23 protein-coding genes and 1 tRNA gene are annotated in these 22,478 nt (G+C 61.6%); 7 read left to right on the plus strand and 17 right to left on the minus strand.

Translation table 11 applies throughout. The features are described from left to right. Positions 1 to 7: 7 nt before the first annotated feature. From AC1DV9_RS18240 to AC1DV9_RS18250, 3 genes are all read right to left on the minus strand, one after another. Positions 8 to 1,318, minus strand: a complete 1,311-nt coding sequence (locus AC1DV9_RS18240; protein WP_477949590.1) for an efflux RND transporter periplasmic adaptor subunit — start codon at positions 1,316 to 1,318, stop codon at positions 8 to 10. A 147-nt stretch (positions 1,319 to 1,465) separates the two neighbouring features. After that, a complete protein-coding gene (locus AC1DV9_RS18245) occupies positions 1,466 to 1,843 on the minus strand; it encodes a GFA family protein (protein ID WP_477949592.1) in 378 nt (125 codons plus the stop codon). Next, positions 1,840 to 2,052: a hypothetical protein gene (locus AC1DV9_RS18250; RefSeq protein ID WP_112518449.1), complete on the minus strand. Its 213-nt coding sequence runs from the start codon at positions 2,050 to 2,052 to the stop codon at positions 1,840 to 1,842. Before AC1DV9_RS18250 ends, AC1DV9_RS18245 begins: the two co-directional genes overlap by 4 nt. A 202-nt stretch (positions 2,053 to 2,254) precedes the next feature. On the opposite strand from AC1DV9_RS18250, the gene AC1DV9_RS18255 reads away from it, so the two are divergent. Further along, positions 2,255 to 2,692 (plus strand): hypothetical protein, encoded by a 438-nt coding sequence (locus tag AC1DV9_RS18255; RefSeq protein ID WP_112387433.1) that lies wholly within the window; start codon positions 2,255 to 2,257, stop codon positions 2,690 to 2,692. 366 nt (positions 2,693 to 3,058) lie between these two features. On the opposite strand, the gene AC1DV9_RS18260 is transcribed toward AC1DV9_RS18255, so the two are convergent. Next, on the minus strand, positions 3,059 to 3,415 hold the full coding sequence (locus AC1DV9_RS18260) for a hypothetical protein (protein WP_477949735.1): 357 nt from the start codon (positions 3,413 to 3,415) through the stop codon (positions 3,059 to 3,061). Positions 3,416 to 3,539: 124 nt separating this feature from the next. Then, the gene (locus AC1DV9_RS18265) at positions 3,540 to 4,115 is read right to left on the minus strand and encodes a transglutaminase-like cysteine peptidase (protein ID WP_112387435.1); all 576 of its coding nucleotides are present in this window, start codon (positions 4,113 to 4,115) and stop codon (positions 3,540 to 3,542) included. 191 nt (positions 4,116 to 4,306) lie between these two features. Here AC1DV9_RS18265 and AC1DV9_RS18270 point away from each other — a divergent pair, with 191 nt between their 5' ends. Next, positions 4,307 to 5,389, plus strand: a complete 1,083-nt coding sequence (locus tag AC1DV9_RS18270) for a hypothetical protein (protein WP_477949595.1) — start codon at positions 4,307 to 4,309, stop codon at positions 5,387 to 5,389. Between the two features lie 145 nt (positions 5,390 to 5,534). Here AC1DV9_RS18270 and AC1DV9_RS18275 read toward each other — a convergent pair. Beyond that, positions 5,535 to 5,610 (minus strand) — tRNA-Lys (locus AC1DV9_RS18275). Between the two features lie 195 nt (positions 5,611 to 5,805). Here AC1DV9_RS18275 and AC1DV9_RS18280 point away from each other — a divergent pair. Both AC1DV9_RS18280 and AC1DV9_RS18285 read left to right on the plus strand, forming a co-directional pair. After that, the gene (locus tag AC1DV9_RS18280; protein WP_112387438.1) at positions 5,806 to 6,555 is read left to right on the plus strand and encodes a cytochrome c biogenesis CcdA family protein; all 750 of its coding nucleotides are present in this window, start codon (positions 5,806 to 5,808) and stop codon (positions 6,553 to 6,555) included. Positions 6,556 to 6,599: 44 nt separating this feature from the next. Continuing rightward, positions 6,600 to 7,550: an AEC family transporter gene (locus AC1DV9_RS18285; protein ID WP_477949597.1), complete on the plus strand. Its 951-nt coding sequence runs from the start codon at positions 6,600 to 6,602 to the stop codon at positions 7,548 to 7,550. Here the strand turns inward: AC1DV9_RS18285 and AC1DV9_RS18290 are convergent. Genes AC1DV9_RS18290 through cysG form a run of 5 tightly spaced genes read right to left on the minus strand, consistent with a single transcriptional unit; the run spans position 7,530 to position 12,734 of the window. Continuing rightward, positions 7,530 to 8,741 carry a UbiH/UbiF family hydroxylase gene (locus tag AC1DV9_RS18290; protein WP_477949598.1) on the minus strand — a complete coding sequence of 404 codons (1,212 nt, stop codon included), beginning with the start codon at positions 8,739 to 8,741 and terminating at the stop codon, positions 7,530 to 7,532. The genes AC1DV9_RS18285 and AC1DV9_RS18290 overlap by 21 nt on opposite strands. Positions 8,742 to 8,778: 37 nt before the next feature. Next, on the minus strand, positions 8,779 to 9,291 hold the full coding sequence (locus AC1DV9_RS18295; RefSeq protein ID WP_477949600.1) for a DUF934 domain-containing protein: 513 nt from the start codon (positions 9,289 to 9,291) through the stop codon (positions 8,779 to 8,781). Between the two features lie 10 nt (positions 9,292 to 9,301). Then, positions 9,302 to 10,972: a nitrite/sulfite reductase gene (locus AC1DV9_RS18300; RefSeq protein WP_477949602.1), complete on the minus strand. Its 1,671-nt coding sequence runs from the start codon at positions 10,970 to 10,972 to the stop codon at positions 9,302 to 9,304. Positions 10,973 to 10,980: 8 nt separating this feature from the next. Continuing rightward, entirely contained in the window at positions 10,981 to 11,295 is a 315-nt protein-coding gene (locus AC1DV9_RS18305) for a DUF2849 domain-containing protein (protein ID WP_477942598.1), read from the minus strand. Between the two features lie 2 nt (positions 11,296 to 11,297). Continuing rightward, positions 11,298 to 12,734 carry a siroheme synthase CysG gene (gene cysG / locus AC1DV9_RS18310; protein ID WP_477949604.1) on the minus strand — a complete coding sequence of 479 codons (1,437 nt, stop codon included), beginning with the start codon at positions 12,732 to 12,734 and terminating at the stop codon, positions 11,298 to 11,300. Positions 12,735 to 12,983: 249 nt separating this feature from the next. Here cysG and AC1DV9_RS18315 point away from each other — a divergent pair, with 249 nt between their 5' ends. Genes AC1DV9_RS18315 through AC1DV9_RS18325 form a run of 3 tightly spaced genes read left to right on the plus strand, consistent with a single transcriptional unit; the run spans position 12,984 to position 15,647 of the window. Then, positions 12,984 to 13,571 (plus strand): deaminase, encoded by a 588-nt coding sequence (locus AC1DV9_RS18315; RefSeq protein WP_477949606.1) that lies wholly within the window; start codon positions 12,984 to 12,986, stop codon positions 13,569 to 13,571. A 6-nt stretch (positions 13,572 to 13,577) separates the two neighbouring features. Further along, a complete protein-coding gene (mazG, locus tag AC1DV9_RS18320; protein ID WP_477949608.1) occupies positions 13,578 to 14,411 on the plus strand; it encodes a nucleoside triphosphate pyrophosphohydrolase in 834 nt (277 codons plus the stop codon). Between the two features lie 6 nt (positions 14,412 to 14,417). Next, a complete protein-coding gene (locus tag AC1DV9_RS18325; protein ID WP_477949610.1) occupies positions 14,418 to 15,647 on the plus strand; it encodes an FAD-dependent oxidoreductase in 1,230 nt (409 codons plus the stop codon). Here AC1DV9_RS18325 and AC1DV9_RS18330 read toward each other — a convergent pair. From AC1DV9_RS18330 to AC1DV9_RS18355, 6 genes are all read right to left on the minus strand, one after another. Continuing rightward, positions 15,629 to 15,964 carry a hypothetical protein gene (locus AC1DV9_RS18330; protein ID WP_477949612.1) on the minus strand — a complete coding sequence of 112 codons (336 nt, stop codon included), beginning with the start codon at positions 15,962 to 15,964 and terminating at the stop codon, positions 15,629 to 15,631. The two genes, AC1DV9_RS18325 and AC1DV9_RS18330, sit on opposite strands and share 19 nt — an antisense overlap. Positions 15,965 to 16,011: 47 nt before the next feature. Further along, entirely contained in the window at positions 16,012 to 17,343 is a 1,332-nt protein-coding gene (gene hflX, locus AC1DV9_RS18335) for a GTPase HflX (protein WP_112388142.1), read from the minus strand. 77 nt (positions 17,344 to 17,420) lie between these two features. Further along, positions 17,421 to 17,663: an RNA chaperone Hfq gene (gene hfq, locus AC1DV9_RS18340; protein ID WP_003539403.1), complete on the minus strand. Its 243-nt coding sequence runs from the start codon at positions 17,661 to 17,663 to the stop codon at positions 17,421 to 17,423. Between the two features lie 111 nt (positions 17,664 to 17,774). Then, positions 17,775 to 18,638 (minus strand): D-amino-acid transaminase, encoded by an 864-nt coding sequence (locus AC1DV9_RS18345; protein WP_477949614.1) that lies wholly within the window; start codon positions 18,636 to 18,638, stop codon positions 17,775 to 17,777. Positions 18,639 to 18,699: 61 nt separating this feature from the next. Beyond that, on the minus strand, positions 18,700 to 20,064 hold the full coding sequence (gene ntrX, locus AC1DV9_RS18350; RefSeq protein ID WP_477949616.1) for a nitrogen assimilation response regulator NtrX: 1,365 nt from the start codon (positions 20,062 to 20,064) through the stop codon (positions 18,700 to 18,702). Beyond that, positions 20,054 to 22,324: a sensor histidine kinase NtrY-like gene (locus AC1DV9_RS18355; RefSeq protein ID WP_112388139.1), complete on the minus strand. Its 2,271-nt coding sequence runs from the start codon at positions 22,322 to 22,324 to the stop codon at positions 20,054 to 20,056. The genes ntrX and AC1DV9_RS18355 overlap by 11 nt, the downstream gene beginning before the upstream one ends. Between the last annotated feature and the right edge of the window lie 154 nt (positions 22,325 to 22,478).

Consider the following 22,478-nt stretch of genomic DNA (forward strand, 5'->3'; position numbering starts at 1 on the left):
CTGCCGCCTACCGCGTCTTCGCCGTGGCGTCGGTCACAAGCGCGTCGCCTTCCTTGACGTCGCCAGACGCCACCTGCGTGAACTGGCCATCGGAGGAACCGACCTGGATCACCACGGGAACCTGCCGCTCACCCCGGAGAACCCAGATGCGGCGCTTGTTTCCCGTCAGCGCTTCACCGCCGGCACCCGAACGTGGCCCCATGCGCGGCGGCCGGAAGAGACCGAGCAGTCCGCGGTTGCGGCCGGAGCCCGCTTCCGGCGGGGCATAGCGCAGCGAGGCGTTCGGCACCATCAGCGTGTTCTTGACGGCCTCGACCGTCACGTCTGCAGTCGCCGTCATGCCGGGACGCAGCAGCAGATCGGCATTGTCGACCGACAGCACCGCCTTGTAGGTGACGACATTGTTCGTCGTCTCGGAGGCAAAGCGGATCTGCTCGATTTCAGCTGGGAATGTCCGGTCGGGATAAGCATCGACGGTGAATGTCGCCTTCTGGCCGACGGCGATCTGGCCGACATCAGCCTCATCGACATCGACCTGCAGCTCCATCTTCTTCAGATCGCCGCCGATGACGAAGAGAACGGGCGCCGACAGCGATGCGGCGACCGTCGCGCCGGGATCGACGGAGCGGGTCAGGATGACGCCGTCGATCGGCGATACGATGCGCGACTTTTGAAGATTGACCTCCGCAAGCTGGAGATCGGCCTCGGCGGACAGGACATCAGCCTCGTTGATCTGTTTGGCAGCGACGGCGGAATCATACTTGTAGGTCGCGTCGTCGAGGCTCTGGCGGGTGGTGACGTTGCTCTGCACGAGGTTCTTCACGCGATCCAGTGAGGTGCGGGCCGATTCGAGATCGGCGCTGGCCTTCGTGACATTGGCCTGTGCCGATGCCAGCTTCGCCCGTGAGCTCTTGGCGTCAGCCTCCAGCTTGGTGGTGTCGAGAACGGCAAGCACGTCGCCTGCCTTGATGGTGCTGTTGTAATCGACATTGACGTCCCGGACGGTGCCGGACAGCTCGCTCGATATATCGACCTGCTCGGTCGGCTGAACGGAGCCGGTCGCGGTCACCAGAACCGTCAGATCGCCGCGCTTCACCGGCTGGGTCGTGTAGCTATATTCGTTGCCGCCGCGGCCGGCATAATAATAGGCCGTGCCGCCACCGATGATGATGATTGCCACTGCTGCCAGCAGCCTGCCGCGCCACCGGCCGGACCGGCGCTGCTTGCCCGACGCGGCGAGAACGGCTGCCAGATCGGCATGGCCGGGAGCTTGCGGGGCAGACGGTTTCGGGCCGGTTCCAGATTCGGAATCGCTCATGAAAGTCCTCAAACAGAGATATAAGAGCATCTGCTCGGTTCAGCCCTAGATAGTCATAGGCAAGATGAACCGGAGATTAGCGATAGAGGCGCATTGCCACGGAAAGCGGGCGATGTGCAATTAAATCTTGGTAATGAAAATCCGGTTTTAATCCGCATCGCCGGTAAACTGGGCAGCACCGGCGACCGGATGCAGCCAGCTCTCGCGGCGGCGCGTCCAAATTTCTTGGTCCGGCTGGACCTCCACCGGTGTGTCATCGAGCGAACCCAATCGAATCTCGGCCTTGTCTTCGGTCAGACAGAAAAGCCGGCCGCCGCAGAGCGGGCAGAAACTGCGGCCCGCAAAGGCTGAGACCGTGCCCGAATAAGATAATGCAGCGCGCGGCCAGATGGCGAAGGCTGAAAAGAGGGAGCCGCTTTCCTTGCGGCAATCCGCGCAATGGCAAAGACCGGAGAGCAAGGGCGCGCCGGCAATGACGTATCGGACCGCGCCGCAGAGGCAACCGCCTGTTTGCGATAGGCTCACATGCGGACACCCGGCGCCGGGAGCGGCGGCTTGCGCTTGGCCGCCATCAGCAGGTCGAGTTCGGTCGCCGATGGTCCGAATTTCTCGAACAGCCGTTTCGCCTCCTCATCGTCGAGCCGGTATTTGCGGGCGAACTCGCTGATGCTGTAGGGGCGCCCGCGCAGCACTTTGCGGGGCGCAGTGATCCCCTCGCCTGATTGCTCTGACATGAAACATCCCTCCTTCGGTTCCAAAAGAAACTAGGGCGCCGCCGCATGATGGAAAGGACAGATCAGCCAGGAAGGCGAAAGTGCAACCTTCAATATTTTCAGGAATTATACTTATGGTTGGTGAGATGAAATGCCACGTTGACTAAGAATTTCGTCCGGACCGATAGTTTACCCGTACAAGGTACAATCGGAGGATGGACCAATGCTTAATCGTGCAGTTCTGCTGACCTCGCTTGCGTTTCTCGGCGCCACCGCCTTCATGGCAACGCCCGCTTCGGCACTGACGATGAAGGAATGTAGCGCCAAGTATAAGTCCGCGCAGACGGATGGTTCGGCCAAGGGCGTCAAGTGGAACGACTTCCGCAAGGCGCAGTGCGGCGCGGATGCTACCGCCGAGCCCGATGTCTCGCTCAACACCAACGAAGAGCCGGAAAAACCCACCACGGCAGCTCCGTCAGGCGTCAAGTTCCCGACGGCGATCTCGACGAAATATGCCAGCGAAAAACCCGGCAAGGCACGCATGCATACCTGCGTCGACGCCTATAACGAGGACAAGGCCAGCAATTCGCTTGGCGGTCTGAAGTGGATCCAGAAAGGCGGCGGTTACTACAGCCTCTGCAATGCGAAGTTGAAGAGCTAAGCATAGCCGGATGTGATGCCATGCCCCGCTGCGCGTTCAGCGGGGCATCCCCAAATCTCACGATATCCTGAAACGCGGCCTTCGATCATAACTATGCCATCCAAACGCGCGATGGCGGTCGCGCCAGGATAGAGCGGGCCCGAGGCGGGGCCGCAAAACGAGGGATCAGGCCATGTGGGATATCATTACGATCGTCGCAATCTTCAGCATCTTGTTCATCGGCCGCGAGGCGCAGACGGTGGTTGCGAAGGCACGCGCCTCGGGCTGGAACGACTTTCCCCGGCGCTGATCCCGCATTTCTTTTGACAGCTGGAAACAAAAAAGCGCGCCCTGACGGCGCGCTTTTCTTTTGAGGCTTGTCTGCGATCAGCGGCAGACGCGCATGCTCTCCATGTGCCAGCCGCCATCATAGGCGTTGGGTACGCGTCGGTCCTCGAACCAGCAGCGCGGCGGAGGCGGTGGTGGCGGCTCGACATAGCGCGGACCACTGTTATTGACGATCGCGCCACCAATCATGCCACCGACCACGCCGGCAGCCAGGCCACCGGCGATCGCAGCACCAGTATTGTCATGGTGGCGGCGGCGCGGCGGTGGTGGTGGCGGGTAATAGCCGCGGTCACGCCGCTGCCAACCATAATCCTGAGCGACGGAAGCCGGCGCGGTCGCCAGCATGGCGCTTCCCGCGATGACCGCCGCAAGGGTCGAAATGAGTATCTTCTTCATCATGTCTCCAGTCGAGCTTCCGCGCTTCGCGCACCGCACTCAAACATGGAAACAATGGCATCATTGCGATTAATCCAGCATTAACGACGTGTGCACCACGCACGCCTTTCCGGCCGCATCGCCATCAGGAGAACTCACCCGCCCGAGGGCCTGCAAGCGTCACGCGCCAGACCGATCGCGCCCGGAAATCCTGGGTTGCCAGGAAGGTGTAAGGCGTACGCTGCCAGGGCCGCACCGCATTCGTCAGATTATCGAGCACGTAGTCGCTGCCGTCGGTGCGGGCAATCAGCACAACGTGATTCTGATCGTGCGGGCCAATCACCACCGACAGCGCCAGCCGGTCCGCCGGGAAACCCGCATCGATCAGATCCTTCATCTTCTGCAGCGCGTAGTCTTCGCAATCGCCGCGGCCGCCTGTCGGCAGCGACCAGTCGTCGCCATTTGCGGCCAGCGGACCATCATTTTGCGGAATGACCCGTCCGTTTACGGCACGGTTGACTTTTTGCAGCAACGGCACACCGGCGCCCTCACCGGCCTGATGCGACGACGTCTTGTGACAAAGCCACCTGTACTTGGCGCAGGCCGACGCGAATCCGACGGGCGCGCCGATACTGCGCGTGACCGGCAGGAACTGACCCGCAAAGGCTTGAAATTGCAGAGAAAGAAACAAAGCGAAAACAGCAGCAATAAGACGAATCATATGTAAGTCCCTCTATTTGCGGCGGGACAATAACATGCTTTTTATTAGAGCTTTAGTAAAATTTTATACTTGCGTAATTAACTATAGATTAAGAACTCATCCGGTTATCCACAAATATTTCTTCATATTAATTAGTTGCTAATATAAGAATTGTCTCCGTTAGCATTTCGTTAACCTTGGGAGACAAATCAATGATCCGCAAAGCAGCGAAGTACAGCGTCGCCGTTGCTTACCTATTGGCCAGCAGCAGTCTCGCATTTGCAGCGCCTACCACCCTCCTGAACTGCAGAATTGCCAAGCCAGGCACGCTTGAATACCGGCTCTGCAAGCCGACCGAGTCGATCCCGGACGCTGGCTACAGCGGGTCGAACGATAGCAAGGGCGGCAGCCAGGGCAGCAGCAGAGGCCAGCAGTCATCCAACGCCGGGACGGCCGGCGGCGATGGCAATGGCGGCAATGGCGGCAATAGCGACAACGGCGGCAGCAGTGACAACGGTGGCGGCGGTGACAACGGTGGCGGCGGTGACAACGGTGGCGGCGGAAAGCCGGGCCATGACAAGCCCGGCGATGGAAAGCCTGGTCATGGCAAGCCCGGTGACGGAAAGCCTGGCCACGGCAAGCCAGGTGACGGAAAGCCTGGTCATGGCAAGCCCGGTGACGGAAAGCCTGGCCACGGTAAACCCGGTGATGGAAAACCTGGTCATGGCAAGCCAGGTGATGGAAAGCCTGGTCATGGCAAGCCCGGTGACGGAAAGCCTGGTCATGGCAAGCCCGGTGATGGAAAGCCTGGTCATGGCAAGCCCGGTGATGGAAAGCCTGGTCATGGTAAGTCGGGCAATGACAATCCTGGTCATGACAAGCCGGGGAATGACAAGCCAGGCAATGACAAGCCGGGCAATGACAAGCCGGGCAATGACAAGCCGGGCAATGACAGGCCAGGCAATGACAAGCCAGGCAACGACAAACCAGGCAATGACAAGCCGGGCAATGACAAGCCAGGCAACGACAAGCCAGGCAACGACAAGCCGGGCAACGACAAGCCAGGCAATGACAAGCCAGGCAACGACAAGCCAGGCAATGACAAGCCAGGCAATGACAAGCCAGGCAATGACAAGCCGGGCAACGACAAGCCGGGTAACGACAAGCCAGGCAACGACAAGCCAGGCAACGACAAGCCGGGCAACGACAAGCCGGGCAACGACAAGCCGGGCAACGACAAGCCAGGCAATGACAAGCCGGGCAACCGCGGCGGTTCCGGACCCTCACCGGTCTAACTCAGCCTGACCGGAAGACGCTAACCGGCTATTCCATGGGCTTGCACCGGCGCTACGGTGCAGGCCCATTGCATTTCAGGCAAAGCTTAGAACGACACGCGGACAACCCGGCGCATCGATTGCGAAAAACAAAGCTTGAAGTGTGTGGTGGCTGCGCTGGGGTTCGAACCCAGGACCCTTTGATTAAAAGTCAAATGCTCTACCAGCTGAGCTACGCAACCTAACCCCAAGAACAGCATTTTTGCTGCCCCTGCCGGAAGTGCGCGGAACATAGGCAGGCGACCCATTGCGGTCAACCGAAAAATCATGACTTTCACAAGCGTTAGGCACATTTCTTGCGGGAGCGCAAAAAGGTGATTGGCAATCGGCAGGTCGTAGCGCTAGACAACGGCCTGGATTGCAGCCGGAGAGAATGCGTGTCGATTGCCGATATTTCCTTGTGGAGCGCGTTGATCGCCGGCGCCCTCTCATTCCTGTCTCCCTGTGTCCTGCCGCTCGTTCCGCCCTATCTCTGCTATATGGCAGGCATTTCCGTCGATCAGTTCCGTGGCGGCGCGGCGGTGACCGTCGCGCCCGATGTACGCCGCAGCGTGTTCTTTTCGGCGCTGTTCTTTACACTTGGATTTGCCACCGTTTTCGTGGCGCTGGGTGCCGGCGCCTCCAGTATTGGCATGGCTCTTCGCCAGCACCTTGATCTGCTGTCGAAGATCGGCGGGCTGATCATCGTCATCATGGGGCTGAATTTTCTCGGCCTCTTCCGAATCGGCCTGCTGGCACGTGAGGCGCGGTTCCAGAGCGGCGGCAAGCCGGCGACGCTGACCGGTGCCTATGTCATGGGCCTTGCCTTCGCCTTCGGCTGGACGCCGTGTATCGGTCCGGTACTGGGTGCGATCCTTGGTGTTGCCGCTTCGCGCGAGACGGTCGGTTCCGGGGCTGGCCTGCTGGCGATCTATTCGCTCGGGCTTGCCATTCCGTTCTGGATTGCTGCAGGCTTTTCCGGCGCGTTCATGCGCTTCCTGGCGCGTTTCCGCCGTCACCTCGGCACGGTCGAGAAGGTTCTCGGCGCATTTCTGGTATTGACGGGGCTGGCCTTCATGTTCGGATTCATCAGTCAAGCCGCAATCTGGTTCCAGCAGACCTTTCCAATCCTGATGCAGATCGGCTAAGCCGGAAGCATAAGTTTCGCACTGCAACATCATCGGACGGTCCCGTGACCGACATTATCAGCCTTCTTCTGCCCTTCTTCGGCCTGATCCTGATCGGCTATATTGCCGCAAAGGCGACCAATCAGCCTGCCGAGGCGCTCGGGTGGCTGAACACCTTCATCATCTACGCCGCGCTGCCTGCGCTGTTCTTTAAGCTGGTGTCGCGGACACCGGTCGAGGATCTGGCGCGGATCGACTTCATCGCCACCGATCTCGCCGCCACCTATTCGATCTTCATCGCACTCTTCGTCATCGGCCGTTATCTCAGGAAAAGCCGCATGGACGAATCGACGATCCAGGCCTTTGCGGGTGCTTACGGCAATATCGGCTATATGGGGCCGGGCCTGGCGCTGATCGCCTTCGGCGACAAGGCGGCCGTGCCGGTGGCGCTGATCGTCTGCCTGGAGAATGCGATGCATTTCATCGTCGCGCCGGCGATGATGGCGGCGGCTGGCGATGACGATCGTTCACGCGGCCAGATCGCCGCCGATATTATCAGGAAGGTGGCGCTGCACCCGTTCATCCTGTCGACGGCAGCAGGCTTTCTCGCAGCCGCATTGCAATTCGAGCAACCGTCAGCGCTGCGGCAGTTCGTCGATTATCTGGCGCAGGCCGCCGCGCCCTGTGCGCTGTTTGCGATGGGCGTGACGCTGGCGCTTAGACCGCTGAAGCGAATCCCCGCCGAAATCGGCTATATCGTTCCGGCAAAGCTGATCGTCCACCCGCTCGTCGTCTATGGAGCGTTGACACTGGTCGGCGGGTTCGATCCGATCTGGGTCTATGCCGCGGTTCTGCTCGCGGCGCTGCCGACCGCGACCAACGTCTTCGTGATCGGCCAGCAGTATCATGTCTGGCAGGAGCGCGCCTCGGCAACGATCCTGATCGCGACCGCACTTTCCGTCGTGACGGTGTCGGTGTTTCTGATCGCGATCAAATCAGGCTTTCTGCCGACTTAGCCTTTCCTTCAGCGCAGCCGGTATGCCGCGCAGGCCGCGGCCTGGCTCTATGCCCTCGCGCATCACGATGCTGCGCAGCGGCGGGATGGCTGACAGAATATGCAGCCCAGCGGCCCTCAGCATCTGTACCGGCAGGAAATCGGACAGCAGAGACCGGTTCAACAAGTCGACGCTCGCGGTGCGCGTCATGATATCGGCGCGGCGTTTGCGATCGAACTGATCGCCCGAATCGGCTGCCACCGGCAGCTCGGCGCGGCTGCAGAGAATGTCGGTCAGCGCCATGATATCGCGCAGGCTGAGATTGAGGCCCTGAGCGCCGATCGGCGGGAAGACGTGCGCGGCCTCGCCGATCAGCGCGATCCGGCCCTTGCCGAAGCGATGCGCCATCATGCCGGACAGCGGCCAGACCTGGACGCCCTCCTCGACGCTGACCCTGCCAAGCATCGACTGCATGCGCTCCTCGACGAGCCGGCTGAGCTCTTCCAGAGGCAGTTCCATCTTGGCGGCGGCTTCCGCCGGGTTCTGCACCCAGACGAGGCTCGATCGGTTGCCCGGCAACGGGACTTGTGTAAACGGACCGTGCTCGGTGTGGAATTCGGTCGAGATCGTCTGGTGCGGCAGCGCATGCGCGAAATTCAGGACCATGGCCGACTGCGGATAGGACCAGTTTCTAACATCGATCCCCGCCGTCTCGCGCAGCTTCGACTTGCGGCCATCGGCGCCGATGGCGAAATCCGCGCTCACCGCGTCGCCATCCGCCAGTGTGATCGTCACCGCATCTGCGCCGATCTCGATGGTCTCTGCGAAGACCGTGAAGCGGGTGATATTGCCCTCGCCCGCGATGACAGCCTCAAGCACTTTCATCAAGACCGCATTCGGGAAATTGCAGCCGAAGGCATCGAGGCCGACTTCCGGGGCGCGGAAGGTCGTTGCCGGTGCGCGCAGCAGGCGATTCGTGCCGTCGATGATGCGCATGCTGGTCAGCGCCGCGGTGGCCGGTTTCAGCTTGTCCCAGAGGGTCAGGCGATCCAGGAAGCGGATCGACTGATCCATCAGCGCCGTGGTGCGCCGGTCTTCCGTGGGTGCAGGCGGCGCGATGAGCGCCACATTGCGGCCGCCGCGGGCAATCGCTACCGCGGCAACCATGCCGGCGAGACCGCCACCGATCACCGCCACTTCGAAATTCTTCATCGCATCGCTTCCGTCATCAGATGACGGCGAGCCGGCTTTATGCCGCCGGCTTCGCCTGACGGCGCCAACTATAGCCCTTGCCACTGTCCGCGTCACGCACAGCAGGCTGATAATGATGCTGAATTCCCGGAAGACGGTTTTCCGATAGACGCTTTAAGGCCGTCTCGTTGGTGACAGCAAAGCTGTCGATACCGACGCGCAGCATCAACGGCACCTGGTCGATCAGCACGTCGCCGACGGCGCGCAATTCGCTCTTGTAGTCGAGGCGATCGCGCAGCAGCGAGGCGTGGCTGAAGGCGCGGCCATCGTTGAATGCCGGGAAGGCAACCGCGATGATCGCGAGGCGGTCGAGATAGGGCACGAGCTTGCGAACATCGTCGGCCGGCTTGATCAGCACGCCGAGGCCGACATCGTTGCTCTCCTGCACTTTGGCAAGCAGCTCATCGAGGGGAAGCAGCGGCTTCTGATCGCCGGTCGCCTTCACTTCCTCGGTCTCGATGACCCAGGCATCGTTTTCGACGAAGCCGGTTTCTCTCCAGATCTTGGTCATCATCCCCTCCTTATGCCGCTTCCGCTGCCGAGCCGTAGAGCGCATCCTTGAAAGGCTGCGGTCCGACGCGGCGGTAGGCTTCGAGGAAGATTTCCGACGGGTCCTTGCGGATCTTCAGATAGGTATCGACGATCGTCTCGATCGCATCCGTCACCTTCTCGGGCTCGAAGCCGCGGCCGATGATTTCGCCGATCGAGGTGTGCTCGTCGCCCGATCCGCCAAGGGTGATCTGATAGAGTTCGGCACCCTTCTTTTCCACACCTAGCAGGCCGATATGGCCGACATGGTGGTGGCCACAGGCGTTGATGCAGCCCGAAATCTTGATCTTGAGTTCACCGATCTCGGCCTGACGCTCGGCATCGCCGAAGCGGCGCGAGATTTCCTGCGCCAGCGGGATCGAGCGCGCATTGGCGAGCGCGCAATAGTCCAAGCCCGGACAGGCAATAATATCGGTAATCAGCCCGGCATTGGCTTCGGCCAGATTGATGGCGACGAGACCACGATAGACGGCTTCGAGATCAGCAAGTGCCACGTGCGGCAGAATCAGGTTCTGCTCGTGGCTGACGCGGATCTCGTCGAAGGCATATTCCTCGGCGATATCGGCGATCGAGTCCATCTGGCTGTCGGACGCATCACCCGGAATGCCACCGATCGGCTTCAGCGAGATCGTCACCATGCCGTAGTCTGGGTTCTTGTGCGGCTGGACATTCTGCTGGACCCAGCGCGCGAATGCCGGATCGGCCTTCTTCCAGCGGGCGAGGTTTTCCCAGCCTTCGGCGCGTTGCGGCAGGGCCGGCGGCGCAAAGTATGCGGTGATCGCCTCGACATCCTGCTCGGGAAGCCTGAGCTCGGTATCCTTCAGCTGCGCGAACTCGACCTCGACCTGGCGGGCGAGTTCTTCGGCGCCGGTCTCATGGACGAGGATCTTGATGCGGGCCTTGTACTTGTTGTCGCGGCGGCCGTGCAGATTGTACACGCGCATGACGGCGGTCGTATAGGACAGCAAATCCTCTTCCGGCAGGAAGTCGCGGATCAGCTTGGCGACCATCGGCGTGCGGCCCTGGCCACCGCCGACATAGACGGCAAAGCCGATATCGCCCTTGTCGTTCTTCTTCAGATGCAGGCCGATATCGTGGACCTGGATCGCCGCACGGTCGCGCTCGGCGCCGGTGACGGCGATCTTGAACTTGCGCGGCAGGAAGGAGAATTCCGGGTGGACCGACGACCACTGGCGCAGGATTTCTGCATAGGGCCTGGGATCGGCGACTTCATCGGCGGCAGCACCGGCAAAATGATCGGCCGTGACATTGCGGATGCAGTTGCCCGATGTCTGCATCGCGTGCATCTCGACGGTCGCCAGCTCCGAGAGAACCGCCGGCATGTCGGAGAGTTTCGGCCAGTTGAACTGCAGGTTCTGGCGGGTGGTGAAATGGCCATAGCCGCGGTCGTAGGTGCGGGCGACATGGGCCAGCATGCGCATCTGCTTTGAGCTCAGCGTGCCATAGGGGATGGCGATGCGCAGCATGTAGGCATGCAGCTGCAGATAGACGCCGTTCATCAGGCGCAGCGGCTTGAACGCATCTTCGGAAAGCTCGCCGGCGAGACGGCGCTGGACCTGATCGCTGAACTGCGCAACGCGCTCGGCGACAAAGGCGTGGTCAAATTCGTCGTAACGGTACATCTGCTTCCTCAGACTGCAATGAATTCCGGATCAGCAGGCTTGTAGCCCGGCGCATATTCCATGGTCGGCCCTTGCGCGCGAATACGTTCGCGTAGGCGCAGCGGCCACAGAACTCCGTTGGTTTCCTGAACTTCGATGACATTCACGTCAACAACCTTGTTGTCGGCGTAAGCCTTCTTGCCGATTTCCTCCAGCGCCGCCACCGCTTCGGCATGGCGGGCAATCAGCGCATCCTGCAACGAGGTGACCCAAGCGCCATTGGCATCGAGCCAGACGGCAATGCCATCTGTCAGGCGGTTGGCGGTCAGTACCTTGTCTACCATAATCAGCTCCTTGCAAGTTCCGGCACGGTCGCCTGACGGCGCACCAGAGGCTCGGACAGTTCGAAATTGGCGCCTGCTACCGCATCGCCGATAATGACCATGACGGGTCCCGTCAATTCGTCACGATGCTGCAGGTCGGGAAGATCGCGCAGAATGCCATGCAGCAGGCGTCGATCGGCGCGGCTGGCATTCTCGATGACGGCGACCGTGGTCTCCGCCGGGATGCCTGCCGCTATCAACTGCTCGGCGACCGAGGCAGCGACGGTGCGGCCCATATAGACGGCAATCGTCGCGCCGGAGACCGCAAGGCTTGCCCAATCGGGCAGCACATCGCCGGTCAGATCGTGGCCGGTGGTGAAGACCAGCGACGAGGCAACGCCGCGCAGGGTCAGCGGCAGCTCGAAATCGGCGGCGGCAGCAAAGGCGGAAGTGATACCGGGGACAATCTCGTAGGCGATGCCGGCAGCGCGCAGCGCCGCCATCTCCTCGCCTGCCCGGCCATAGACCAGGGGATCACCGGACTTCAGGCGCACGACGCGCTTGCCCTCACGGCCAAGCTGGACGAGCAGATCGTTGATCTCTTCCTGCGACTTCGAATGGCAGCCCTTCCGCTTGCCGACGGAAATGCGCTCGGCATCGCGGCGGCCCATATCGACGATCGCCTGGGGTACAAGCGCATCGAAAACCAGAACGTCGGCTTCCATCATGACGCGCTGGGCGCGCAGCGTCAGCAGATCTTCGGCACCAGGACCGGCGCCGACCAGCCAGACGCGGCCCTGCGCCCTGCCGGTTTCCTGCAGCAGCGCATTGGCAGCACGCTTGGCTTCCGGCAGATTGCCGTTTGCCACGGCATCGGCGACGGCACCGGAAAAGAAACCGCGCCAGAAGACGCGGCGGGAAACGCCGCGCGGAATTAGCTGTTCGACGGCGCGGCGGTAGCTGGTCGCCAGTGTTGCAAGACGCCCAAGCGACGGCGAGAGCAGCTGATCGACCTGTGCGCGGATCATCTGCGCCAGCACGGGACCAGCGCCTTCGGTGCCAATCGCGACGGCGACGGGCGCGCGATTGACGAGGGCCGGCGTATAGAAATCGCAATAGTCGGGCTGATCGACGGCATTCGCCGGGATCTTTGCGGCGCGCGCGGCATCGACGATCGCGCGATCCTGCCCGGCCTCACCGGTGGCGGCAAAGACGAGCGCTGCGCCATTTACCTGATCAGCGCTGAAATCCGCGCGAACCGTCTCGATGCGATTGGCAATGAGGAAGGCGTGATAGCTGGCCTCAGGGCGGTCGGCATAGGCAACGATCCGCGCCTGCGTGTTCAACAGCAGGCGCACCTTCGCATAGGCCTCGTCTCCGTTGCCAAAGACGGCTGCGACCCGCCCTTCCACACGGAAGAAGGCAGGGAAAACCGATAGCTGTTCGCTCTTGGAAGGCATTATCATTCCACTTCGAAGTTGCGCCAATATGCCTGTAACGGGCAAGGCGTTGAAGAAACAGAAATTCGAAAGCCTACGCGGTCCGCGTAATCTTTTGCCTGCATGCCACTGATTTGAGAAAAGTCGCCCGAGCGACGCCGTTGTCGCTGCAGTGCAATGTAAAGCCTGTGATCAAAAACGTCCATCTGGCATTTCGGCATTTTTCTTCTTGCCCGGGCGGGATAGACTTCGGGGCACAAGGAGAAAGCCATGGCCTCAAAGACGATCGCCCCTCGCCTGCTCGACGTGATGGAACGCGATATCCTGCCGCTGACCGAGCGCGGCGTCGCTTCCGGAAACAAGGTGTTCGGCGCAGCGATCCTGCGCAAATCCGATCTTTCGCTGGTCATCGCCGAGACCAATAACGAGCTCGAAAATCCGCTCTGGCATGGCGAGGTTCATACGCTCAAGCGCTTCTACGAACTTGGCGAGAAACCGGCGACGAAGGACTTGATTTTCCTGTCGACCCACGAGCCCTGCACGATGTGCATGTCGGCGATCACCTGGGCTGGGTTCGACAATTTCTACTATTTCTTCAGCCACGAGGATTCGCGCGATGCCTTCGCGATCCCGCACGACCTGAAAATCCTCAAGGAAGTCTTCGGGCTCGAGCCCGGCGGCTACCGCAAGCAGAACGCCTTCTGGAACAGTTTTGCGATTGCCGACCTGGTGGAAACCGAGGAGCATGGTCTCAGCGCTGAGCTCAAGGAACAGACGGCCAGAATCAAGGCGCGGTATGCGGCGCTGTCCGACAGCTACCAGTCCTCGAAAAGCGCCAACGACATTCCCCTGAATTGAGCGATCATGGAACCTTCGAAAGACATTTCGCGCCTCATCGAGATCATGGCGGCGCTGCGCAATCCTGAGACCGGCTGCCCCTGGGACATCGTCCAGACCTTTGAGACCATCAAGCCCTATACGATCGAGGAAGCCTACGAGGTCTCCGACGCAATCGAGCGCAACGATATGGACGATCTCTGCGACGAGCTTGGCGACCTGCTTCTGCAGGTGGTCTTTCATGCGCGGATAGCCGAGGAAGCCGGCGAGTTTTCATTCGGCGACGTCGTGGAAGCGATCACCCGCAAGATGATCCGCCGCCACCCGCATGTCTTCGACCGCTCGGATGCCGATACGCCTGCGCGGGTGAAGCAGCAATGGGACGAGATCAAGCAGGCCGAAAAGCGCGACCGCGCTGAACGCCGCGCCAAGCGTGGCGTGAGCGAGGATTTCAATGCCGGGCATCTCGGCTCCGTGCAGCGCAGCTTTCCGGCACTGACCGAAGCGCTGAAGCTGCAGGAGCGCGCCGCCAAGGTCGGTTTCGACTGGTCGGCGCCAGAGCCGATCCTCGACAAGATCGAGGAAGAGATCGGGGAATTGCGGGAAGCACTGGCACATGGAGACAGGGCCAAGGTCAGCGACGAGCTTGGCGATCTGATTTTCGCCGTCGTCAATATCGGCCGCCATGTCGATGCCGATCCGGAACAGTCCCTGCGCGGAACCAATACCAAATTCAGGCGCCGTTTCAATCATATAGAAACTGTTCTTGAGAAAGAAGGCGAGACTTTGCAAGCCGCCAGCCTGGAACGGATGGAAGAAATCTGGCAGGCCGCCAAGGCCATCGAACGGCAACTTGGCTGAGGCGCCATGAAGCTCACCGGCCTTGAGATCGCGATTGCTGGCGCCGGGATCGGCGGACTGTCGCTGGCGGCACTCTTGGCCCGCCACGGTGCCGCCGTGACCATCTACGACCAGATGGCGGCACCACAGCCGGTTGGATCGGGCTTCGTGCTGCAGCCGACGGGATCGGCGGTTCTCTCCGCGATGGGGCTGCTTGATCAGGTCGAGCAACGCGGCGCCAGGATCCGGCGCATGCATGGAAGGCTCTCGACGACGGGCCGCACCGTTCTCGAGGTGGGCTACCGCAACGGCGCCTCCGGCATCGCCATCCAGCGTGTCGCACTTTTCGACCTGTTGCTCGATGCCGCGGTCGCCGCCGGCGTCGGCTTCGAGACCGCATCGCGGGTGACGGCAATCGAGCCGGGCGTGCGGCCGCGGTTGAAGCTCGGCAATGGCAAGATGTCAGCGGCATCCGACATCGTCGTCGACGCCATGGGTGCCAGTTCGCCGATCGGCTACAAGTCTTCGACTGAACTGGACTATGGCGCACTCTGGGCCACCGTTCCCTGGGATGGCTCAGGCGTCTTCCGCTCCGACGAACTGGAGCAGCGCTACCACCGCGCCAGCCAAATGGCGGGCGTCCTGCCGGTCGGGACGGCGAAGGATGGCGCGGCGGCGATGGCGACCTTCTTCTGGAGCATCCGCAATAAGGATGTGGCGGCTTGGCGGGACGCTGGGCGCGAGGCCTGGATGGAGGCCGTGCATCGCTTCTGGCCCGAGGCGGCGCATTTGGCGGCGGCAGCCGAACCCGTCCATGCCCGCTACCGGCATCATACGCGGCTACCGCTTGCGGCAGTAAACAGCGTCAAGATCGGCGATGCCTGGCACGCGACCAGCCCGCAGCTCGGACAGGGTGCCAATATGGCGCTGCTCGACGCCGCCTCGCTGTGCGCGGCGCTTGCCCGCGAACCGTCGGTCAGCGAGGCGATCGCCCGCCATCTCAGGCAACGGCAATTGCACATCCGGTTCTATCAACTGCTGAGCCGGGTGCTGACGCCCTTCTATCAGTCGGACAGCCGTCTGCTACCGATGAGCAGAGATGTGATGATCGGTCCAGCGACCAAACTGCCACTGCTGCGAAACCTGATCACGACGCTGGTCACGGGCGAGCTGCTCGATCCGGTCGGTCGCATTGGCCTTGAGTGGCTTTCGCCCAATGGAGCGTTGCCAATGAGCGATCAGACGGCGCTGCTATAGCCGAGCGCTGAGAACTGCTGCTGGAACCACCAGTAGCCTGCGGCCGTCAGAACGGCGACGATGGCAAACAGTATCCAGCCGGTTACCGTCAGCTTTTTCGCGGCGGCATCGCGATAGTTGAGCTTCGCACCGGCGACCAGAAAGCCCAGGCCGAAGACGAGGCAGGCGGGTACGGCAAGAAAGGCTTTCAGCTGATAGCTGACTTCAGGAACACCGGCCTGCGCTTCCTCAAGCGGCTGCAGGAGAAAGAACCAGGCGATCGCGCATCCAAGCGCAATCAGCAGCAGCCCTCCGGCGCGCGCCTTGATCTCAGCCATGCCATCCCCTCCAGTGAACCGGAAATGCAGTTCGGACCCTGGAGCGCTCAGCGCTCCCAATCTTCCTTGGCCTTCGATCCGCTGCCGAGCCGCCCTTCGAGCGCCGTAGCTTCCGTCTCCGACAGGCGCAGGTCGAGCGTGATCGACCCGTCTTCGTTGTCTTCGCGGGCATCGACGATGGCGTGCTCGTAAATCCACGGCAGAAGAGCAAGCTTGCCGACCGGAATCGTGATGGTTGCTTCGGTCATGACGCCAGACAGGCGGCGGCTGATTTCTTCCATCAGCTGATCGACGCCCTCGCCACTGACGGCCGAAACCGCCACCACATTCTTGGTGCCGGCCGCCTTCTGGACCATGACATCATGCGTTTCCGGCTCCAGCCGGTCGATCTTGTTCCAGACCTCGATGATGCGCTTGGCGCCTTCCGCCTCGTCGATGCCGAGGTCGTTGAGGATGCGCAGCACGTCGGCGCTCTGGGCCGGATTGTCGTCATCGGCCATGTCGCGGACATGCAACACGAGATCGGCTTCCAGCACTTCTTCAAGCGTCGCGCGGAAGGCTGCGACCAGGTGCGTCGGCAGGTCGGAAATGAAGCCGACGGTGTCGGAGAGAATAACGGTGCGGCCATGCGGCAGCTTCATGCGGCGCAGCGTCGGATCGAGCGTTGCGAAGAGCATGTCTTCGGCGAGCACGCCAGCACCGGTGATGCGGTTGAACAGCGTCGACTTGCCGGCATTGGTATAGCCGACCAAGGCCACGATCGGATGCGGCACCTTGCGGCGCTTGGCGCGATGCAGCTGGCGGGTACGTACCACCTGCTCCAGCTCGCGCTCCAGCTTGATGATCCGGTCCTGCAGCATGCGCCGGTCGGCCTCGATCTGGGTTTCGCCCGGACCACCCATGAAACCACCACCACCGCGCTGGCGCTCAAGGTGGGTCCAGCTGCGGACCAGACGGCCCTTCTGGTAGTTCAGATGCGCCAGATCGACCTGCAGCGTGCCTTCCTTGGTGGACGCACGGCGGCCGAAGATTTCAAGGATCAGGCCGGTCCGGTCGATGACCTTGACGTTCCATGCTTTCTCGAGATTGCGCTGCTGCACGGGCGTCAGCGGGTGATCGACGATCACCAGACCCGAATCGTATTCCTCGAGCTTGGCCTTGATCTCTTCGATCTTGCCGGTCCCGAGCAGTGTCGCCGGCCGCGGATCGCTGATTGGCACAATGGCGCCATAGACGACATCGAGGTCGATCGCTTCGGCGAGGCCGCTGGCCTCTTCGAGACGGCTTTCGGGAGAGCGGGTGACGGTGATCGCACCGTCAGCGGATGCGCCGCGTCCGCGTGCCTGCTTGAGAACAGGCACGACGACGGTCGCGTTCATATCGTCCCGGAGCTTTTCGGCTTCCGGGATGATGGAATCATTCTTCGTATCGCGTGTCGAAATAACGTCTGATCCTATCAGGAAGCGGCTTCTTCGCTCTCGAACATCTGCATCGGCTGGCCCGGCATGATGGTCGAGATCGCGTGCTTATACACGAGTTGCGAATGACCGTCACGGCGAAGAAGAACACAGAAGTTGTCGAAGGAAGTGACAACGCCGGTCAGCTTAACGCCGTTAATCAGAAAAATTGTCAGGGAAATCTTTTGTTTGCGAACAGTATTGAGAAATAAGTCCTGCAAATTCTGAGAACGTTCCGCCATCGCGCCGCTTCTTTCTTTATTGCCGGCATGTCTCAGCCGGTGGAATACTAATCAGCCTCTCCAAGCCATCAGCAGGTAACCCTCATCCCCTGCGTCCAGCAAATCTTGGTATCAAATCGCAATCTTTTCCGCAACGTCGAAAAAGGCTTCCCGGATATTCTGGGAGACGCTGCCGGGGTGACCGTTGGCGATCGTCTGGCCATCCAGGGAAACGACGGGAAAACAAATGCTTGTCGCGGCGGTGATGAAGACTTCACGGGCCGCCAGCATGTCGGCGACGGTGAACTTGCGCTCGGCGATCTCAAGGCCGAGCTTGGCACCGACATCGATCAGCGTCGTGCGGGTGATGCCGCGCAGGATGCCGTGTTCAGCCGGACGGGTGATCAGCGTGCCATCGGCATCGACGATCCAGACGTTCGTTGCAGCCCCCTCTGTGACGAAGCCGTCGCGATCGACATAGATCGCTTCCTGGGCGCCGGCTTCCTTGGCCTGCTGGCGGGCCATCGCATTCGGCAGCAGGCCGACGGTTTTGATATCGATGCGGTCCCAGCGGTTGTCGGGCACGCTGATGGCCTTGATGCCGCCGGCATTCTTCCTGGCGATGATCGACGGATCAGTGCTCTTGGCGGTGATGACGATTGACGGCTTGGTACCTTCGGCCGGGAAAACGTGGTCGCGTCTTGCAACGCCGCGCGTCACCTGCATGTAGAACAGGCCGTTCTTCACCTTGTTGCGGCGGAGCGTCTCGCGAATCACGGTGACCAGTGCCGCGCGGCTCATCGGCGCTGCGATCCGGAGTTCACTCAACGAGCGGTTCAGGCGGTCGAGGTGGCGGGTGATATCGACGATATAGCCATGCCTGACTTCGCAGACCTCATAGACCCCATCGGCGAACTGGTAGCCACGATCCTCGATGTGAACGCCCGCCTGGGCATGGGGAACATACTGGCCGTTGACGTAGGAAATTCTTGGCATCGGGAAACCTGGCTGTGGGGCAATGAAGAGAGCCGGCGCGGGCTTGCGCGCCGGAAAATTGTCAGACGCCGAGCGACTTCAGCTTGCGATGCAGCGCCGAGCGCTCCATGCCGACGAACTCGGCCGTGCGCGAGATGTTGCCGCCGAAGCGGTTGATCTGGGCGATGAGATAGTCCTTCTCGAACATCTCGCGGGCCTCGCGCAGCGGCAGCGTCATGATGTGGTAGTCGTTCTTGGCGGAGACCTTCGGCAGCATGTCGCCGAGATCGGTCGGCAGCATGTCGGCGGTGATCGGCGCATCCGGACCGTCGGAACGGGCAAGGATCATCAGGCGCTCGATATTGTTGCGCAGCTGGCGGATATTGCCCGGCCAGTCATGGGCCTGCAGCACCGCCATCGCGTCGTCGCCGATCCGGCGCAGGCGAATGCCGGCCTGTTCGGAGATCTGCCGCATCAGCTGATCGACGAGGAACGGAATGTCTTCGCGCCGCTCGGCGAGCGCCGGCACGCGGACCGGGACCACTGCCAGGCGATGATAGAGATCTTCGCGGAACCAGCCCTCGGCAATGCGGCTTTCGAGATTATAGGCCGTCGAGGAAATGATGCGGACATCGACCTTGACGCGCTTCGAGCCGCCGACGCGTTCGAACTGCTGGTCGACAAGCACGCGCAGGATCTTGTTCTGCGTCTCGCGCGGCATCTCCCCGACTTCGTCGAGATAGAGAATGCCGCGATGCGCTTCTTCGAGCGCCCCGGTCTTGCGGGCCTGGCCTGGCGAACCCTCGGTGCCGAAGAGCGCGATTTCCATGCGATCAGGCGTGATGTTGGCGGCATTCAGCGCCACGAACGGTCCGCTGGCGCGCGCCGACTTCTTGTGGATCATCCGTGCCACCAGCTCCTTGCCAGAGCCGGATGCACCGAAGATCATGATGCGGCTGTTGGTCGGCGACACCTTCTCGATCGTCTGGCGAAGCTGGGAGACGGCAACCGAAGTACCGATCAGCTCGACGGCATCGCCTGCCCGCTTCTTCAGTTCCGAGACTTCGCGCTTCAGCTTGGAATTCTCGAGCGCGCGCTCGGCAATCAGGATCAGGCGATCGGCCTTGAAGGGCTTCTCGATGAAATCGAAGGCACCGCGCTTGATGGCGGAGACGGCGGTCTCGATGTTTCCGTGGCCGGAGATCATGACGACCGGGATATCGGGATGGCGGGTCTTGATCTCGTCGAGCAGCGACAGGCCGTCAAGCTTGCTGCCCTGCATCCAGATGTCGAGGAAGATCAGCCGCGGGGCGCGATCGGAAATCGCCGCCAGCGCGCTGTCGCTGTCATGCGCCGTGCGCGTTTCATGACCTTCATCCGAAAGGATGCCCGAGACGATCTCGCGAATATCGTGCTCATCGTCGACGACGAGAATATCAGAGGCCATAAACGCTTTCCTTGTCGGTTTCAGCAGGAGCGGACGAGGCCGGCTCGAGACGCGGCAGATGCACGCGGATCATGGCTCCTCTCCCCTGGTCAAAATCTGCGGGCGCATCATGCAGCTCAAGCTGCCCGCCATGCTCTTCAATAATCTTCTTGACGATCGCCAGGCCGAGCCCGGTGCCCTTCTCGCGCATCGTCATGTAGGGCTCCAGAATGCTGTGCCGGTTTTCGACTGGCAGACCGCGCCCGTTGTCGATGACATCGACGGTGAAGCGGTCTCTGCCCTCGTCCATGCCGGCGCGCACGAGCACCTTGCGCTCGTCGCGCTCCTCGCTCGGCACCGACTCGATGGCCTCGACGGCATTCTTGATGAGGTTGCCGAAGGCCTGGCCGAGCATGCGGCTGTCGAACATGCCTTCGAGCGGCCGTTCGCCGAGATCCTGCAGGAAGCTGACATGGGTGTTGCCCATCTCCCGCAGGAACATCGCGTCGCGCAGGATATCGCGCAGGTCGCTCTGCTCCTTGGTCGGCTTCGGCATGCGCGCAAAGGCCGAGAATTCGTCGACCATGCGGCCGATGTCGCCGACCTGGCGGATGATCGTATCGGTGCATTGGTCGAAGACGGTCTTGTCGTCCTGATTGATCTGTTTGCCGTAGCGGCGCTGAATGCGCTCGGCCGACAGCTGGATCGGCGTCAGCGGGTTCTTGATCTCATGGGCAATGCGGCGCGCCACGTCGCCCCAAGCCGTCGAGCGCTGGGCAATGACCAGATCGGTGATGTCGTCGAGCGTGATGACGTAGGATTCGGCGCCATCACGCACCTCTTCGCGCGTCACCTGGACACTGAGCGTGCGAACGGTACCGCCGCGCACGAGGGCGATCTGCTTGCGGAAATCGCCGCGATAGCGCTGGGCGGCCTCGGTCAGCACCTGATCGACCTCGGGGGCGATATCGGCCAGCTGCTTGCCGAGCATGTCGGACGCGTCGAGCGTCATCAATGCCTCGGCCGAGCTGTTGACGATGGTGATTGCCCGGTCGCCCTCGACACCGATGACGGCGGCGGTCACACCGGATAGGACCGCCTCGATGAAGCGGCGGCGGTCGTCGACCTCGTCTTTCGCTTCCAGAATTTCGTCCCGCTGCGTGCGGATCTCGGAGATCATCTTGTTGAAGGTGCGCGAAAGATTGGCAACGTCGCCATCGACGGCATGCACGGGCACGACGATATCCATGTTGCCCGAGGCAACGCTGTCGGCGGCCGTGATCAACAGACGGATCGGCCGGACGATACGGTCGGCAACGGCAATCGCGGTCCAGATAGCGGCAAGCAGAACGATCAGCGCGAAGCCGATATAGAGAACGGCAAACGCAATCTGCAGCGAGACCCGGCCCGCCTCCATCGACTGATATTCGTTGGCATTTTCCTGCATGAGCCGCATCGCGCCCATAACCTTCGGATCGACTGCACGCACGGTGTAGAGGAAAGCATCCGGAATGGATTCGAGCTTGATGATGGCGCCGACAAGGTTGGTCACGCCCGGCGGAATCAGCGTCGGCTGGCCGGCAGCGGCCTTGGTCAGCGCATCCGGCGGGATCGCCGGCAGCGGCTTCTCGGTCTTGATATCGGCTTGCGTGATGACATCGCCATTGCTTTCGACGAGGAAAGCTCCGAGCAGGCCGCGGCCACGCGCCTGGCGGGTCATCAATTCGGCAAAGCCGGTCCGATCGAGATTGTAGAGGGTGCGATTGCGCTCCAGATCATTGGCCATCGATACGGTCTGGCCCTGGAGATAGCTGGCGTTCTCCATCATGTAGGCCTGGCCGACATTACGCGACGAACTGACGATCGACTGAGTGCGGAGCGCGAACCAGCGATCGAGACCGGCATTCAGCGTGATACTGGCGAAGAGTGCGACGAGGATCGCCGGCGTGATCGCCACGAGCGAGAACAGCACGACGATGCGGATGTGGAGGCGGGCGGCCGCCCTTCCGCGCGTACGCGCCTTCATCAGCCGTGCGACCTCGCGGCCAATCAGCGCCATCAGGCCGAGAACGAAGAACGAATTGACGACGACGGAGGTGATGACCACGCGGGAGGTCGGTTCGATCGGCGTGAAGCCGAGAAGCACGAAGAGTGTGGCGGTGGCACAAAGAAGCGCACCACCGGCCAGCATGAGACCGGGCAATGCAAAGAGCGCGCGACGATCGGTGACGATTGCCACCCCTTCGTCTTCTGCCGCAGGCGATGCCGCATCCTGCTTCATCTGGTCATTCTCCTGGCGGCAAGCCGCCACGCCACATCTGCAATCACCGGGCCGAAAAACCATCAGCGCCCGCGCAATCCCGGTCTATCGAGATCGGCGGCACAGACCATCTGTTATGGTTGCGATTGTCCAAACCCTATGCGTGACCTTTAAG

Source organism: Rhizobium sp. 01L410 (assembly GCF_056400165.1).

Bases quoted from the DNA above. Each gene is read 5' to 3' on its own strand.
- AC1DV9_RS18240 (WP_477949590.1), bottom strand. From the start codon at position 1,318: ATGAGCGATTCCGAATCTGGAACCGGCCCGAAACCGTCTGCCCCGCAA.
- AC1DV9_RS18250 (WP_112518449.1), bottom strand. From the start codon at position 2,052: ATGTCAGAGCAATCAGGCGAGGGGATCACTGCGCCCCGCAAAGTGCTG.
- AC1DV9_RS18255 (WP_112387433.1), top strand. From the start codon at position 2,255: ATGCTTAATCGTGCAGTTCTGCTGACCTCGCTTGCGTTTCTCGGCGCC.
- AC1DV9_RS18260 (WP_477949735.1), bottom strand. From the start codon at position 3,415: ATGAAGAAGATACTCATTTCGACCCTTGCGGCGGTCATCGCGGGAAGC.
- AC1DV9_RS18265 (WP_112387435.1), bottom strand. From the start codon at position 4,115: ATGATTCGTCTTATTGCTGCTGTTTTCGCTTTGTTTCTTTCTCTGCAA.
- AC1DV9_RS18270 (WP_477949595.1), top strand. From the start codon at position 4,307: ATGATCCGCAAAGCAGCGAAGTACAGCGTCGCCGTTGCTTACCTATTG.
- AC1DV9_RS18290 (WP_477949598.1), bottom strand. From the start codon at position 8,741: ATGAAGAATTTCGAAGTGGCGGTGATCGGTGGCGGTCTCGCCGGCATG.
- AC1DV9_RS18295 (WP_477949600.1), bottom strand. From the start codon at position 9,291: ATGACCAAGATCTGGAGAGAAACCGGCTTCGTCGAAAACGATGCCTGG.
- AC1DV9_RS18300 (WP_477949602.1), bottom strand. From the start codon at position 10,972: ATGTACCGTTACGACGAATTTGACCACGCCTTTGTCGCCGAGCGCGTT.
- AC1DV9_RS18305 (WP_477942598.1), bottom strand. From the start codon at position 11,295: ATGGTAGACAAGGTACTGACCGCCAACCGCCTGACAGATGGCATTGCC.
- cysG (WP_477949604.1), bottom strand. From the start codon at position 12,734: ATGCCTTCCAAGAGCGAACAGCTATCGGTTTTCCCTGCCTTCTTCCGT.
- AC1DV9_RS18315 (WP_477949606.1), top strand. From the start codon at position 12,984: ATGGCCTCAAAGACGATCGCCCCTCGCCTGCTCGACGTGATGGAACGC.
- mazG (WP_477949608.1), top strand. From the start codon at position 13,578: ATGGAACCTTCGAAAGACATTTCGCGCCTCATCGAGATCATGGCGGCG.
- AC1DV9_RS18325 (WP_477949610.1), top strand. From the start codon at position 14,418: ATGAAGCTCACCGGCCTTGAGATCGCGATTGCTGGCGCCGGGATCGGC.
- AC1DV9_RS18330 (WP_477949612.1), bottom strand. From the start codon at position 15,964: ATGGCTGAGATCAAGGCGCGCGCCGGAGGGCTGCTGCTGATTGCGCTT.
- hflX (WP_112388142.1), bottom strand. From the start codon at position 17,343: ATGAACGCGACCGTCGTCGTGCCTGTTCTCAAGCAGGCACGCGGACGC.
- hfq (WP_003539403.1), bottom strand. From the start codon at position 17,663: ATGGCGGAACGTTCTCAGAATTTGCAGGACTTATTTCTCAATACTGTT.
- AC1DV9_RS18345 (WP_477949614.1), bottom strand. From the start codon at position 18,638: ATGCCAAGAATTTCCTACGTCAACGGCCAGTATGTTCCCCATGCCCAG.
- ntrX (WP_477949616.1), bottom strand. From the start codon at position 20,064: ATGGCCTCTGATATTCTCGTCGTCGACGATGAGCACGATATTCGCGAG.
- AC1DV9_RS18355 (WP_112388139.1), bottom strand. From the start codon at position 22,324: ATGAAGCAGGATGCGGCATCGCCTGCGGCAGAAGACGAAGGGGTGGCA.